The 14,965-nt window shown below is 60.6% G+C and carries 14 protein-coding genes; 8 read left to right on the top strand and 6 right to left on the bottom strand.

The annotated features are described in order from the left end of the window. The first annotated feature begins 3 nt into the window (after positions 1 to 3). Entirely contained in the window at positions 4 to 501 is a 498-nt protein-coding gene (locus K6301_RS19425; protein ID WP_247222194.1) for a secondary thiamine-phosphate synthase enzyme YjbQ, read from the top strand. A gap of 88 nt (positions 502 to 589) precedes the next feature. Next, positions 590 to 2,077 (top strand): FGGY-family carbohydrate kinase, encoded by a 1,488-nt coding sequence (locus K6301_RS19420; RefSeq protein WP_247222193.1) that lies wholly within the window; start codon positions 590 to 592, stop codon positions 2,075 to 2,077. Here K6301_RS19420 and K6301_RS19415 read toward each other — a convergent pair. Further along, a complete protein-coding gene (locus K6301_RS19415) occupies positions 2,066 to 3,001 on the bottom strand; it encodes a LysR family transcriptional regulator (RefSeq protein WP_247222192.1) in 936 nt (311 codons plus the stop codon). The two genes, K6301_RS19420 and K6301_RS19415, sit on opposite strands and share 12 nt — an antisense overlap. 365 nt (positions 3,002 to 3,366) lie before the next feature. Between K6301_RS19415 and K6301_RS19410 the strand changes: the two genes are divergently transcribed. The 6 genes from K6301_RS19410 to K6301_RS19385 all read left to right on the top strand — a co-directional run bounded on the left by K6301_RS19410 (position 3,367) and on the right by K6301_RS19385 (position 10,553). Continuing rightward, complete coding sequence (locus K6301_RS19410; protein WP_247222191.1) at positions 3,367 to 4,518, top strand: ABC transporter substrate-binding protein; 1,152 nt, start codon at positions 3,367 to 3,369, stop codon at positions 4,516 to 4,518. Between the two features lie 79 nt (positions 4,519 to 4,597). Further along, positions 4,598 to 5,689, top strand: coding sequence for an ABC transporter ATP-binding protein (locus K6301_RS19405; protein WP_247222190.1), 1,092 nt, complete (start codon positions 4,598 to 4,600; stop codon positions 5,687 to 5,689). Beyond that, positions 5,676 to 6,539 carry an ABC transporter permease gene (locus K6301_RS19400; RefSeq protein WP_247222189.1) on the top strand — a complete coding sequence of 288 codons (864 nt, stop codon included), beginning with the start codon at positions 5,676 to 5,678 and terminating at the stop codon, positions 6,537 to 6,539. The genes K6301_RS19405 and K6301_RS19400 overlap by 14 nt, the downstream gene beginning before the upstream one ends. Before the next feature lies 1 nt (position 6,540). Continuing rightward, positions 6,541 to 7,341: an ABC transporter permease gene (locus K6301_RS19395; RefSeq protein ID WP_247222188.1), complete on the top strand. Its 801-nt coding sequence runs from the start codon at positions 6,541 to 6,543 to the stop codon at positions 7,339 to 7,341. 107 nt (positions 7,342 to 7,448) lie between these two features. Then, positions 7,449 to 8,444 carry a sugar-binding transcriptional regulator gene (locus K6301_RS19390; protein WP_247222187.1) on the top strand — a complete coding sequence of 332 codons (996 nt, stop codon included), beginning with the start codon at positions 7,449 to 7,451 and terminating at the stop codon, positions 8,442 to 8,444. Between the two features lie 54 nt (positions 8,445 to 8,498). After that, entirely contained in the window at positions 8,499 to 10,553 is a 2,055-nt protein-coding gene (locus K6301_RS19385) for a bifunctional aldolase/short-chain dehydrogenase (protein ID WP_247222186.1), read from the top strand. 36 nt (positions 10,554 to 10,589) lie between these two features. On the opposite strand, the gene K6301_RS19380 is transcribed toward K6301_RS19385, so the two are convergent. From K6301_RS19380 to K6301_RS19360, 5 genes are all read right to left on the bottom strand, one after another. Continuing rightward, positions 10,590 to 10,913, bottom strand: coding sequence for a type II toxin-antitoxin system RelE/ParE family toxin (locus K6301_RS19380; protein WP_247222185.1), 324 nt, complete (start codon positions 10,911 to 10,913; stop codon positions 10,590 to 10,592). After that, a complete protein-coding gene (locus tag K6301_RS19375) occupies positions 10,913 to 11,188 on the bottom strand; it encodes a type II toxin-antitoxin system Phd/YefM family antitoxin (RefSeq protein WP_247222184.1) in 276 nt (91 codons plus the stop codon). The genes K6301_RS19380 and K6301_RS19375 overlap by 1 nt, the downstream gene beginning before the upstream one ends. A 97-nt stretch (positions 11,189 to 11,285) precedes the next feature. After that, complete coding sequence (locus tag K6301_RS19370; RefSeq protein ID WP_247222183.1) at positions 11,286 to 12,329, bottom strand: substrate-binding domain-containing protein; 1,044 nt, start codon at positions 12,327 to 12,329, stop codon at positions 11,286 to 11,288. 51 nt (positions 12,330 to 12,380) lie between these two features. Next, the gene (locus K6301_RS19365; RefSeq protein WP_370340774.1) at positions 12,381 to 13,427 is read right to left on the bottom strand and encodes an ABC transporter permease; all 1,047 of its coding nucleotides are present in this window, start codon (positions 13,425 to 13,427) and stop codon (positions 12,381 to 12,383) included. After that, positions 13,424 to 14,938, bottom strand: a complete 1,515-nt coding sequence (locus K6301_RS19360) for a sugar ABC transporter ATP-binding protein (protein WP_247222182.1) — start codon at positions 14,936 to 14,938, stop codon at positions 13,424 to 13,426. Before K6301_RS19360 ends, K6301_RS19365 begins: the two co-directional genes overlap by 4 nt. Between the last annotated feature and the right edge of the window lie 27 nt (positions 14,939 to 14,965).

The following is a 14,965-nucleotide window of genomic DNA, read 5'->3' as shown; positions in this document are numbered from 1 at the left end:
TGGATGCCCGTGTTTCATAAAACGATCCCGGTCAATTCGCCCCATGGCATCTATTTTGAGGACGTCACCGACAAGGTCGCTTCGATCGTCGCAGAGGCCGGCATGAAGGATGGCATCGTCGTCGTGTTCAGCCAGCACACCAGCTGCAGCGTGCTGATCCAAGAAGATTCGGAGGCGGAGACATATGCAAAGATCCCGCTCATCCTGCAGGACACGATCAATTGCCTGGAGAAGATCATCCCTGATTGCAAATATGAAGGGCAGTATCTTCACCCTGGCGCCTTCCACACCAAACAGGCCCTCGAACTTCGCGGCGAGCTCAATGCCTGGTGCCTGAACACCGATGGTCATATTCGATCTTCCCTGCTTGGCCGCTCGGAAAGTATCCCCTTGCTGGACGGGAAAATGACCCTGGGTGAGTTCGGCCGGATCTACTTCGCCGATCTGGATCAGACCCGACCGAGGGAGCGCACCGTCCGGGTGCAGATCGTCGGCGAATAGCCGAGCCACAGCCTGCTCTCGCGATGACGTCGGCAATGCGCCGCCGGCTGACAACGACGATACGGTGGAAGAAGGAGTTGTACCGCCGATGGGGATCATCACCCTCGATCTGGGAACAACAAACACAAAGGTCGCCTGTTACACGCGCGACCTGAGGCCGATTGCCATGGAAAGCAAGGCGGTGGCCTATATCCATGCGAACGGCTTTGTCGAATTCGATGCAAAGAAGTATTTCAACGAAATCATTGGCCTCATCCGATCCTGCGTCCAAAAATCAGCTGCTTTTCCAAACTGGCATCCGGATCAACTGGTCATTACCGGGCAGGCGGAATCGCTGGTTGTTACCGACGCGCATGGGGAGCCGCTGCGCAACGGTATTTCGTGGCTGGACATGCGCTCCCGAAGCGAATGCGACGAGCTGTCGGCAATATTCGACAAGGACACCTGCTATCGGATCACAGGTCAGCCGGAGATCATCCCCACCTGGCCTCTGACCAAGATCCTGTGGCTCAAGCACCATGAGCCGGGATGCTTCCAGAACGCTGCAAAATTTCTTCTGCTGAAAGACTATATCATCTTCCTCCTGACCGGTAGTTTCGTCGGCGAGCATTCGATCTATCCGTTCTCCCATTATTTTGACATCGTCTACAAAACCTATTGGGAAGCGCCGCTGGAACATTGCGGGGTCGATGTCTCCCGCTTACCCAAGCTCGTGGAGCCTTGTTCCGTGATCGGAGAAATCCTGCCCGATATCCGCGCAATGACGGGCCTGCCACCGGCCTGTCTCGTCAACGCCGGCACGCTGGATCACTTCGCTGCCATGATCGGTACCGGCAATACTGTGCAAGGTATCGTAAGCGAGTCGGCGGGAACAGTGTCCTCGATCGCGACCCTCGTCGAAAACCCGTTTTCGGCAGCCACGCATGTGCCGGTCTACTGCGGGCCTTTCAAAGGCAGCTACATCTATCTGCCGGTATGTGAATCCGGCGGCATCAGCCTTGAATGGTTCAAGAACGCATTTCTGCCGGAGACCTCCTTCGCGGACCTGGATGCGCGATGCAGCCAAAAGGCGATCGATCCCCGCCTGACGTTCCTGCCCTATCTGACAGGCGTGAACCCACCCGAGTTCGACCCCAATGCGACGGGCGTATTCTTCGGCGCGACCATTGCCCACGACGCCTATGATTTCGCCTTGGCCATCATGTGCGGCGTCGCCTGTCTTCTGCGGAAGAACATCGAGAACCTTCAGTCGTCGGGCATCGCCTTCGAGAAAATCATCTCGACAGGCGGCGGCGCCAAATCGGCCCTGTGGTCACAGATCAAGGCCGACATCTGCGGTCTGCCGGTCGCAGTCCCGGCCGAGGAAGAGGCTCCCAGTCTCGGTGCGGCCATCATCGGCGCGGTGTCGTGCGGGTACTATGCGACCTATGAGGCGGCGGCCGAGGACTGTGTCCGGATGAAGACGATTCACTATCCGGATCCGGCAAATTCCCAAGCCGAGCGGCAATATCGCCTGTTCTGCCGATTGTACGATTCACTCGGGCCGTTCTTCTCTGAATTTCCGTCAAATGGATGACGAAATCCGCCTGACGACGTCGATGAAGTCAGCCATGAGTGCCGTGGGAGAACCGCGGTGGCCAATTCCGATGATGCATTCGCGCATGTCGGTGATGTCGCGGAAGACGACACCCGGCCGGGCGTAGTAACGCGCCGTGCTGTCTGCCGTGATGCTGATGGCGCGGCCCATTGCGACGGCCTGCAGTTCCGACTCCACGGTTGCGACCTCGAGCACGACTTGCGCGGGATGTTGTGCATCCCGGTATTCTCCGGCCAGCCAATAGTCGCGCCATTGTCCGGGCGTCGGCGCGCCGATCAACGGCTCGTCCAGAATGTCCGCGAGAACAACGGTTTCCTTTGCCGCCAGCGGATGTCCTGTCGGCAGGCACACGACACACTTCTCGCGCGTTATTTCGACGATGTTGATGTCTTCGTCTCCAATCGGAGGGCGGATGATGCCGCAGTCGACCTCGCCTGAAATCAGGCCGGCGGTCGGATCCGAAAAGTCGTATTCCTTCAGCTTGAGGATTGCATCGGGCCGAACCCGCTCGAATTCCTTGACGATCGCCGGTATGAACTCCACCGCCGTCCCGATCATGAAGCCGACGCGCAGCTCGCTCTTGAGGGCCAGCTGGACCCGCCGCGCCTCCTCCTGGAACAGGTCCATGGACCGGCTGACGGCCAGCGCTTTTGTCAGCATCTGTTCGCCAAAAGGGGTGAGGCTGACCGCGCGCGTCGTGCGCGTGAACAATGGGAAACCGGCGTTCGTCTCGAGTTGAATGATGGTCTGGGAAAGGGCCGGCTGCGACACGTTGAGAAGCTCCGCCGCCCGACAGAAGCTCTTCTCCTGCGCAACGACGATGAACGACTTTATATGCCGCAATTGAATATTCATAAGCAGGGACGATAAATTTGCGAACCCTTCCTTGTCAATTGTCGTCATGCCGAACCGGCCATAAAAGCAGGTCGAGGTGGCATCGTGACGTTGGCGACAAGAGTCGACGAATTAATAATTTCGGTGAATTAATCAATTCGTCAATCGTCCTTGTTGCCAGCGGCTTTCTGGTTCTTAATTGCGTCGAGGATTGGCCTGGGGCGTGCTGGAAAAATGACGGTCTGTCAGGATATTGGAGGCTTTGTCTTGGCGCCCGCCATATGTCGCCGGTGCAACGGATTTCCGTGCCTATGACGTCATCGGAGCCATCGGCGCAGGTCAACGTTGCGGCGCCGCCATCCAAGTGGCAACGGCACATCATTCTTTAAATGCAAGCAACATGTCGAACCAGAACAACGAAGGGGAATTCCTACATGTTTGACACCAAGCTTACGCGCAGAAGCGTTCTTGTCGCCGGCGCCACTACAGCGCTCGCTATGCCTTTTGTGCGCCCGTCCTGGGCAGCCCCGGATACGGTTCGTGCGTTGATGTGGGAAGCCTATCTGCTTCCCGACCAGATCACGGCCTTCGAGGAGGCAAACAAGGTCAAGTTCGTCCCTTCCTTCTTCGACGGCAATTCGGAAGCCTACAACAAGCTTCGCGTCGGCGGTTCGAAGGAATTCGATCTCGTGCAGGCCGACGGATTTTGGCCGCAACTGTATTTCCGTGAGGGGCTGTTGCGGGCGGTGGATTATTCCAAGGTCCCGAACGCCTCCGGTTATCTGCCGGAATTTGAAGCCGAAGCGTTCAAGGTCCTTTCCGATCCCCAATCCGGCAAGAAGATCGGCTTCCCGTTCTGCTGGGGCGCGTACGGTATTACCTATGATGCCGGCAAGGTCCCGCCGGAACGAACCGAGACGCTCGAATGCATGTTCAGTTCCGACTACTCGGGCATGCTGTCGACCAGCGCGCGCTTCGAGGAGAACATCGCGCTTGCGGCACTCCTGGTTACGGATCGCCTCGGCAGCCGGGACAAGCCGCGTCCGGACGGAAAGCCGTTCAATCCGTATGTCCTGTCCGATGAAGAGCTTGCGGAGGTCGAGAAGCTTCTGATCCAGCAGAAGAGCCTGCTTCTCACCCGCTACCAGGACAATCCGACGCTGTTCCAGCTTCTGCAAAGCGGCGCAGTCGTCGCCGCGACCGAGTTCGCACAGGTCTTCCGGCAGTTGCTGACGGCCGAAGCGCAAGGCGCCGCGCCAGTCGATTTCCGGCATGCGCTGAAGATGAAGGAAGGCGGTCTCGGCTGGGTTGATACCTGGCTGGTGACCTCGGGCGTGCAGGACGGTGCGAAGTTCGATCTCTGCAACAGCTTCATCGATCTCATGATCTCGCCTGCGGTCATGAAGAAGATCGGCGAGGTGGCGGGATGCTCGACGACAGTCGATCTGCGTGCGATCTCGAATGAAACCGAGCGAAAACTGTTCCTGATGGATCGCTCGAACGAGATCGCCGACCTCTTCATGTTTGATCAGCCTTCCTCGCCCGAGAAGTGGGAACGCGTCTGGTCGAACGTTCAGGCCGCCTGAGCGATCGGTTCGTCCTCACGGGGGTAGGGCGGCTTCGGGGCACTCTGTTGCCCTGGCCGCCTGCAACGCAGGAAATCTCATGAGCAACGCAAGTTCCTACATCCGGATCGACAACGTGTCGCGGCGTTATGGCGCCTTCAAAGCACTGGACGATGTTAGTCTGGACATCTCCAAGGAAGAATTCATCGCCATCCTGGGGCCAAGCGGGTCGGGGAAGAGCACGTTGCTGCGCCTCATCGCCGGCCTCGATCGCCCGACGGAAGGCCGCATCCATTTCGAGGGAAAGGACGTCACCGAGCTCGCACCACACAAACGCGGGATCGGCATGGTGTTCCAAGAGTTCCTGCTCTTTCCGCACAGAACGGTGCGCGAAAATCTCGCCTTTCCCTTGAGAATGCGCAACGAGGCCAAGGCCGAGATCGAGGAACGGGTCGAATGGGTGGCCGGCATCCTGTCACTGAGCACGATGCTGGACCGCTATCCCAGCCAGCTTTCGGGCGGCCAGCAACAGCGTGTCGCCCTTGGCCGCGGCCTTGTGGCACGTCCAACGCTCCTGCTTCTCGATGAACCGCTTGCCAATCTCGATCGCGAGCTCCGGCAGGAAATGGAAATCGAAATCCGGCGGTACCAGAAACAGCTCGGCATTCCCTTCATCTATGTGACGCATAACCAGGAAGAAGCGCTCTCGATGAGCGATCGGATCGCCGTCATCAACAATGGGCGCCTCGAAGCCCTGGGTGAGCGGCAGGCGATCTACGATCACCCGCAGACACCGTTCGTCGCTCGTTTCGTCGGAAAATCGAGCAAATTCCAGGGTGTCGTCGAACCGGACGGTGCGACAGTGCGCCTGACCCGACACGATTACGAATTCGCGTTGCCGTCCGACAAGACATTCAAGCCGGGTGACGCGGTTGAAATTTTCGTCAAGAACGAGCGGTTTGACATTACGCTTACACAGGATGGCGGAGCGGGCATTCCATCCAAGGTGGTGGACGTCGTGCTGCGTGGACCCTTCCTCGAATATGTGCTCGAGACCGATCGCGGCGATACGGTGATCGCCGTCAAACCGAAGCGGAACGATCCGATCCCGCTTCAGGAGCGGGTGCTGCTGTCATGGAACCCGGCCGATTGTCACATCTTCAAAGACGGAGCTGACGATGCAAGACGCTAATCTCCAGCGCCGCCTCATCCTCAATATCCCGACGGCCTTCCTGCTGCTCTTCTTCGTCATGCCGCTGACCGCACTGGTGGTCCTGAGCTTCTGGAAAACCGAGAACTACAAGATCGTCCATGATTGGACATTGATGAACTACACCACGCTCGCGACGGAGGGGGCTTACATCACCTTCTTTGTCCGCTCGCTTGTCATGGCGGTCGGCGTGTCCGTCACGCTGGTGGCCCTGTCGTGGCCGATCGCCTATTTCATCGTTCGTTACGGTGGGCGCTACCGCATCATCTTCTCGCTTCTTCTCGTCATTCCCTTTCTGTCGGGCGAGGTTCTCCGCCTCATCGCGCTGCAGGGCATGCTTGGACCGGCCGGCCTGGTCAACGGCGCGCTGATCCGCATGGGGGCCGCGCCGCTCAGGATGATCATGTATTCCAATGCCGCGTCCTTCATCGCCTTTATTTATCTGTATCTGCCACTCGTTGTGACGACGGTGTACCTGTCGCTGATCAACTTCGACTTCAGGCTGGCGCATGCCGCCAGCGCCTGTGGCGCCAACCGGTTCCGAATCTTCACCGAGGTGGTCTGGCCGCTCAATCTTTCGGGCACGATCGTCGGCTTCATGCTCGCCTTCATTCCGACGCTCTCGGCGTCATTGGTACCGCGCTTCCTCGGCGGACCGAACGGCACGCTTTATGGCATGTCCATGGCGCAGCAATTCGGCGAGTCGGGCACATGGGCTCTTGGAGCCGCCATGGGCGTCGTCCTGTTCTTGTTCTCGGCGATCGCGCTCGCGATCCTGAGTTATGGCGTGGATCTTCGCCGCACTGGCTTTACGGGATTGGGGAGGCAGTAGCATGAGCCCGAGCTTTACAGATTCGCTCATCAAATGGACGCTGGCAGCCTTCCTCGTCCTGGTCTTCGCCTTCCTCTATATGCCGATCGTGCACATCTTGTTCGCATCGCTTTCGACACGGCCGAATTTTCCCTATCCGCCGGAATTCAACGTCGCGAGCTATGTCCGCCTCTCGACCAACACCGTCTACCAAAGCGCCTTCCTCAACAGTCTTCTTCTCGCCTCCTGCACGGCTGTACTGTCCACCGTGCTCGGCTTTCTCGCCACAGTCGGCGTCCTGCGGTTCGCTGGAAAGCGGGCGTTGATTTACGCCATATTCTTCGCCGCGCCGCTGTTCGTCTCCGAAATCCTCCTGGGGATATCGAGTATGGCGCTCTACTACATGCTGTTCGAACTTCAGGGGAACATGCTGACTGCGATCATCGCGAACGCCGTGCATTGTTTCAGCTTCTGCTTCCTGATCATGGCGGCGATGCTCTACAAGTACGACTGGCGCATGAATGAGGCGGCGATCGTCTGCGGTGCTTCGCCCTTGCGTTCCTTCTTCGAGGTCATGCTGCCGATCACGTGGCCGGGCATCATGGGAAGCCTGATCACCGCATTCGTGCTTTCCCTGAACGGTCTCGATGTGTCGTTCTATCTTTTGGGGGCGACGCCGACCATGCCGTCCGTCGCATGGGGTGCGCTCCGATATGGCGTCAAACCGGAACTCTATGCCCTCTCAAGCCTCATCAACATCATCGTGTTTGCCATGATCATCGGATTGCTTGTTGCGATCAGGCTGAAACGAAAGGCAGTTTAGCACAAGACATTGCGATGCGCGCTCAGCTGACACCATGAAAATGAAGCCATGTGTTGACTTTTGTCAGCCATGTTGACTAATGTCAGGGCTCCACTGATGGAGCCCCGATGCCAATCCGAGTCAACGACCAGATCATCCATAAGGCCGCCTGGCTATACTACACGCACGGCCTGCGGCAGGATGAGGTGGCGCAGCGGCTCGGGATTTCCCGCGCATCCATAGCCATGTATCTCCGCAAGGCACGCGAGATGGGCATCGTCACCATCTCGACATCTTCGGAGCTGTTCTCCGATGATGTCCTCGCGCGGGAGCTGGAGGATGCCACGGGCCTGAGCACGGCCTGGCTTGTGCCTGAGGACCGTCAGGCAATGGACCCCGCATCGGAGATGCCGGTCGTTGCGGCATCCGTCTTTCTGGAATTGCTCAGCAAGGGCGACAGGGTGGGTGTTGCCTGGGGCCGCACGGTCTATCATATCGCCGATGTCATGCCGTTTGCGGACCTACGCGGCGTCACCGTCGTGCAGCTCTGCGGCAATCTCGGCGCACCCTATTCCTATCGCCCGGACCAGTGCACGACGGAAATCGCCCGGCGCCTGAATGCCGAAGGCATCAATTTTTACGCACCGCTCGTCCTGTCTTCCGAACGTCTCGCCGAGGAGCTGCGAAGGGAGCCCGTCATCGAGGATCAGCTTGCGACGATCTCGGACTGCAATCTTGCGCTCTATTCCGTCGGCGGCATCGAGGATGACAGCCACCTCGTCAAATGCGGTGCGTTGTCTGCCGCCGACATGCATGCCTTGGGAGAGAACGGAGCAGCCGGCGTCATCGCTGGCCAACTCATCGATCATGACGGCCAGTGGCTGGACTGCAACCATAACCGCCGCTGCATTTCCGCCGACCTCGATTCCATCCGCTCGATCGAAAAGCGCATGCTTGTTGTGCAGGAAGACAACAAGTTCGAGCCGTTGATGGCAGCGCTGAAGGGAGGGTTTGCCTCGCATCTGGTCGTGACCACCTCGATGGCGCGTCGCATTCTGGAGCGCTGGTCCAAGGAAGGACGTGGCCGGAGGGGCTTGGCCGACAGCGGGTCGAGCGAGGTCTGAAGAAGGTTTGGAGGTCCGCCGGTGCCGGCTGGACCGGTTATCGGGAGGATGAACATGGAAAATCTATGGCGCGACGACGAAGCGGAAAAAGTCGTCGCCGGCTACGCATCCAAGGGCGTGAACCGCGACCTGGCACTGCGCACCTACACGACCCGGCTGCTGGGCGGTGAGCCGCGGCTGGTGCTGCACGGCGGCGGCAATACATCCGTGAAGACCGAAGTGACCGATCTCGTCGGCGACACCCATGCGGTGCTCTGTGTGAAGGGCAGCGGCTGGGACATGGGCGTAATCGAGCCGCCCGGCCTGCCCGCCGTGAAGATCGCCCCGCTTCTCAAAAGCCGCAAGCTCGACAGGTTGTCGGATGAGGACATGGTGACGTTGCTGCGTGCCAATCTCATCGATCCCGGTGCGCCAAATCCTTCCGTTGAAGCGCTGCTGCATGCATTCCTGCCGCACAAATTCGTCGATCACACCCACTCGACCGCCATCCTCGCCATCGCCGACCAGGCGAAGAGCCGCGAGATGAGCTTCGAACTCTTCGGCAAGAAGATGGGTTTCGTGCCCTATATCATGCCCGGTTTCGCGCTCGCCAAAGCCGCTGCCGAGGTGTTCGAGCAAGACCCGACGGTCGAGGGCCTGATCCTCGACAAACACGGTATCTTCACCTTCGGCGACACCGCCAAAGAAGCCTATGATCGGATGATCCATTACGTCACAGTCGCGGAGGATCACGTCAGGAAAAACGGCCGCAACCCCTTCAAGCCGGCCACCCTGCCCGCAAAGCTCGCAAGCCCCGCCGACATCGCCCCGATGTTGCGCGGCGCCGTCGCCGTCGACAAGGGCGAGGGCCGCTACGACCGTATGGTCAGCGTCTTTCGCGCGTCGCCGGCCATCCTCGATTTTGTCAACGCAGCGGAAGTCCAGGACATGGCGGCGCGCGGCGTCTCGACGCCCGACCTCTCCATCCGCATCAAGACCGGACCAATGGTGCTGCTGGCACCCCCCAGCGATGATCTCGCCGGCTACCGCGCTGTCATCGATCAGCACGTCGCCGCCTTCGCCGCCGACTACACCGAGTATTTCCGCAGCAACAACGCCCGCGACAACGTCAAGCGCATCATGCTCGATCCCATGCCGCGGCTGACGCTGGTGCCCGGCCTCGGCATGTTCGGCCACGGTCGGACGCTCAAGGATGCGACCATTGCCGTCGATGTCGGCGAGATGTGGATCGAAGCCGCGCGTGACGCAGAGTCCGTCGGCCGCTTCGAGCCGGTCAGCCGTCCCGATCTCTTCGATCTTGAGTATTGGTCGCTGGAACAGGCGAAGCTCGCCGGCGCCAAGCCAAAGCCGTTTACCGGTCAGGTGGCGGTCGTTACCGGTGGGGCGGGTGCCATCGGCGCCGCGGTGGTCAAGGCTTTCGCGGCCGAGGGCGCCCATGTCGTGGCCCTCGATCTCGACGGCGAGAAGGCGGCGGCCGTCGCCAAGGCGGCCGGCAACAACTCGATCGGCATCGCCTGCGATATCACCGACCCCGTCTCCGTCCGCATGGCGTTCGACAAAGCCGTTGCCACCTTCGGCGGTGTCGATATCGTTGTTTCCAATGCGGGTGCAGCCTGGGAAAGCCCGATCGCCACGATGGACGACGCGCTGCTGCGCAAGAGTTTCGAGTTGAACTTCTTCGCTCACCAGACGGTGGCGCAGAATGCCGTAAGGATCATGAAGGCGCAGAAGACCGGCGGCGTGCTGCTGTTCAATGCCTCCAAGCAGGCCGTCAATCCCGGTGCGAAATTCGGCGCCTATGGCCTGCCGAAGGCCGCAACGCTCTTCCTGTCGCGGCAATATGCGCTGGAGCACGGTGCCGACAATATTCGCGTCAACGCCGTCAACGCCGACCGCATCCGTTCCGGCCTGCTGAATGACGAGATGATCGCCAACCGCGCTGCTGCGCGTGGGCTTTCCGTGAAGGAATATATGGGCGGCAACCTGCTCGGCCTCGAGGTCACGGCGGAAGACGTGGCGCGCGCCTTCGTGCACCATGCGCTCGCCGAACGCACGACCGCCGATGTCACCACCGTCGATGGCGGCAATATCGCAGCGGCAATGCGGTGATGCTGACATGCGGGTTGGCCTACTGGCCGACCCGCTCTAGCGCAGAAGACGGCGCTCCAGAAACGACTGCATGTCTCGCCTTCCATCAACAACGCAATAGATCACCACATCCTTTCCCATGATGCGGTAGATCACACGCCACGGCTTGTGATGGATCTCGCGATATTCGCTAAGACCTATGGAGACGAGTTCTTTAGGGACATTTCCGCGCTCGGGGAATTCATTGAGGCACATGATCGCTGCTTCAATCTCACCGAGGATACGCTCTGCGGTGCCTGTTCCATCCCGCTGGGCAATGAAGTGATAGAGATCCTCAATGTCTCCTTCAGCGTCTTGCGAGAGAAGAACACGCCAGTTCATCAGTCCGCCGACAGACGCTTGCGGATTCCAGCAAAAGCCTCACCGGCAGGGCGTAGCTTACCGTCCTCGATCTGGCGTGTCGTCAGTGCCAGCACTTTCAGGAGCGCAAGTGTCTCCTGCGTCTCCTCGTATTGGCCAACATCCTGAAGGACAGCCTTGGCCTCGCCGTGAACGGTCAACACCACTGGCTGGCGGTTTTCGGAGAGCGCACGCACGACTTCCGGCGCATGCGCCTTGAGATAGCTGATCGGCCTGACCTGTTCGGAAAGCTTCATGAGAACTCCTTCGGGCCAAATATAGTCCTTTAAAAGCCCGAGCACAACAAAAAGGGCGGCCCGATGGGCCGCCCCTTTGTCATCCCAAATGCCGAAATCAGGGCTTCGGCATCCATGCCGGCATGGCGACGTCGGCATGGGCGAACTGCGGCAGCTTTGCGCCGAGCTCTTCCATGTTCTTGATATCCTGATCGTTCAGGTCTTTCTGGGTGATCAGGGTCGGCGGCACGATGACCTGCTTGCCCGGGTCTTCGCCGGCAAGCAGCATGGCGAGCGAGCGTACCGAGACCTGGCCGACCACGGCCGGGTTCGTGGCGGCCGTCGCGGCCCAGGCCGAGCCGGATTCGCGCATGGCCGCGATGTCGGAGGTCGAGATGTCGGCCGAGTAGATCTTGACGCTGGAAGAAAGGCCGGCCTCATCGACAGCGATCTTCACGCCCTTGGCGAATTCGTCATAGGGGGCGAACATCACGGTGATGTCGGGGTTGGCTGAAATCACCGACCGCGCCTGATTGGCGACCGAGTTGGCGATTGGATTGTCCATCGTGCCGAACTGGGCGGCCTCGTTGATGCCAGGATACTTCTTCTTGAACTCCTTCCAGGTCTCGTCGCGGCGGTCGAGCGGCGCGATGCCAGCGACATAGACGTAACCGGCTTTGAAGCTCTCGCCATTGTCGTTGATCGCCTGCTCCAGCGCGAGACGGGCGAGGTCACGATCGGACTGCTCGACCTGCGGTATCTTGTCGTTTTCGACATTGACGTCGAAGGCGACGACCTTGATGCCGGCATCGACCGCGCGCTGGGCGGCTTCCTTCATGGATTCCGTCAGGCCATGCTGGATGATGATACCCTGCACGCCGAGTGCGATGGCCTGATCGACCATGTCGGCCTGGAGTGCCGCGTCCTGGCGGCTGTCGAAAACCTGGAGCTGAACGCCGAGCGCCTTGGCCTGCGCTTCCACACCGGCGAGGTAGGACTGGAAGAAGTCGCCGGTCGAGAGATAACGTACGAGCGCGATCTTCACGTCGCCCGGCTTGTCGAACGGCTTGGGCATGTCCGCCGCAAAGGACGGCACGGCGAACGACGCTGCTGCCATCAGCCCGAGCGTCATCTTGCCCAGGGTTCTACGCGTAAAATTCATGGTCAGTCTCCTCCACTGGTGAACTTTGGTTATCCGCCAAGGCCTCCCGCCTCAGCGTTTGCCTCTTTTCGAGAGCGCAAAGGTAAAGATCAGGGCGATGACGAGCACGGCGCCCTTGATGAAATCCTGTGTGTAGTAGGGTGCGTTCATCATCGTCAGGCCCTGCAGCAGGATGCCGACGAAGAGGGCGCCTACGGCCGTGCCGAAGGCATTCGGCTTGGCGGATCCAAGCACGGCGAAACCGATCAGCGCGGCGGCGACGGCATCGAGCAGCAGGTTGTTGCCTGAGGCGATATCGCCGCGGCCGAGGCGGGCGGCGAGTAGGATGCCGCCGATCGAAGCGAAGACGCCGGAAATGATATAGGCCGAGATCTTGTAGGCATTGACCGGCGCGCCGGCGAGGCTCGCCGCCCGCTCGTTGGAGCCGACGGCATACATCATGCGGCCGAAGCGGGTGTATTCGAGGAAGAACCAGATGACGATGGCGAGCACGATCAGCACGACCACCGAAACCGGCACGAGATTGGGCAGGATGAGATCGAAACGGTGGCGGCCGAGCGCCAGGAAGGCCGGGCTGAAGGCGCCGGTCGCCGTCGAACCGTCCGGCAGTGTCATGCCTGTCGCGATCGAACGCCCTTCGGTCGGGATACGTTGCAGTCCGAGCAGCAGGAACATCATGCCGAGCGTCGCCAGCAGATCCGGCACGCGCATGTAGACGATGATGATGCCGTTGACGAGGCCGACGAGCACGCCGACGGCAAGGCAGACGAGCGTCGCCGTCAAGGCGTCGCCGCCCATCACGACCATCACATAGGACGATGCCATCATGGCCGTCGTGGCAACCGATCCGATCGACAGGTCGAAGCCGCCGACCACGAGTGTGGCGGTGACTCCGAGCGCCAGAATACCCGTGATCGACACGGATTGCAGGATGAACACCGCGCTTTGCGGCGAGGCGAAGCCGCCGGTGACGAGAGAGAAATACAACACCATGCCGGCGAGCAGCACGAGGAAGCCGTACTTGATCGCGGTTTCCCGGAAGTTGAAGGCAGCCGGCGGGACGGCGCCGGTGGAATTGCTCTGTTGGCTCGTCATCATGCACTGACCTGTTGATAGAATTGTCCGGCGATCTCGGAGAGCAGCCGCTCGACATCGATGTCGGCATTGCGATGCTCCCCCACGATGGTCTGTTCAGACATGACGAAGATGCGGTCGGCGACCTCGAAGGCTTCGTCGAGTTCCGTCAGGAAAAGAATGGTGGAGCGCCCGGCGGCAGAGGCGCGCAGCTTTTCGCCGATATCCCGGCGTGCGGCGATGTCGACACCCTGGAAAGGCTCGTCGAGGATCAAGAGACGCGACGGTTCGGACAGCCACCGGCCGACCATGACCTTCTGCTGGTTGCCGCCCGATAGCGTCTGCATTTCATCGCGCTCGCTGCGGCAGACGACGCCGAGCGCCGAGATCTGTTGGCGCGCCTTGGTCTTTTCCGCGCGCCGGCTGGCGATGCCGAAGGACGAGAGACGGCGCAGGAACGGCAGGCTGATATTCTCGTAGATATTGAAGTCCGGCACGATGCCGCTGATCGCGCGGTCCTTGGCGACAAGGAAGACGCCCTGGGCAATCGCCTGGCCTGTCGTCTTCGGCGCATAGCGTTTGCCGTCCAGCGTCATCTCGCCGGCTGCTGGCGCGCGGACGCCGAAAAGCGTTTCCGCAAGTGCCGTCTTGCCGACGCCGACAAGGCCGGTGACGGCGACGATCTCGCCGTCACCGAGATCGAAATCGAAGGGGCGTGTCTGCTCGGACAGTTTAAGGCCACGTACGCTGAAGACCGGACGGCCCGCCTCGCGCACCGCGACGGCACCGGCCGAGACCTTGCGGCCGAGCATGGCATTGACCGCGCCTTCGTAGTCGAGTTCCGGCCCCTCGAAGCGGCCGGTGATGCGGCCGTCACGCAATGCGAGGATGCTGTCGGAAAGGCGGCGGATATCCGACATGCGGTGCGAGATATAGAGAATGGCGACGCCGCGCGCCTTCAGGCGGTCGACGAGGTCGAACAGGCGGTCTGCTTCCGCGCTCGACAGCGACGAGGTCGGCTCGTCGAGGATCAGCACCTTCGGCTCATGCGCCATGGCGCGCGCGATCGCCACCATCTGGCGGTCGGCCAGCGTCAGGTCGTTGATGTTGGCGGCAAGGTCGATCGACAGGCCCATGCGGGAGGCGACGGCGGCGGCCTCGCGGCGCACCCGGCGCGGGTTGAAGAACAGCCGCGCGCCGCGCCCGTTCAGCCGGTCGAGCGTCAGGTTGGTCGCGACATCGAGATCGGCGACCACACCGTCATTGATATTCTGGTGCACGGTGACGACACCGGCGCGAATCGCCTCGGCCGGCGTTGCCGGTTCAAAGGCGGCACCGGCCAGCGTGATCGTGCCGGCGTCCTTTGTGTAGACGCCCGAAACGATGCGCACGAGCGTGGATTTGCCGGCGCCGTTGGCGCCCATCAAAACCGTCACTGCGCCTGCCTTGAGGTCGAGGTCCACACCCTGAAGCACCGGAACCGGGCCAAAGGATTTGCGCACGCCCTCAATGCGAAACACTGCCTGTTCGCTCATTCAATCCTCCCATTGACGCCACGTTAG

The organism is Shinella oryzae, from assembly GCF_023038235.1.
Lineage (GTDB): Bacteria > Pseudomonadota > Alphaproteobacteria > Rhizobiales > Rhizobiaceae > Shinella > Shinella sumterensis.
Note: the sequence above shows the minus strand (reverse complement) of the source record. Positions and strands in the feature narration are given on the sequence as shown.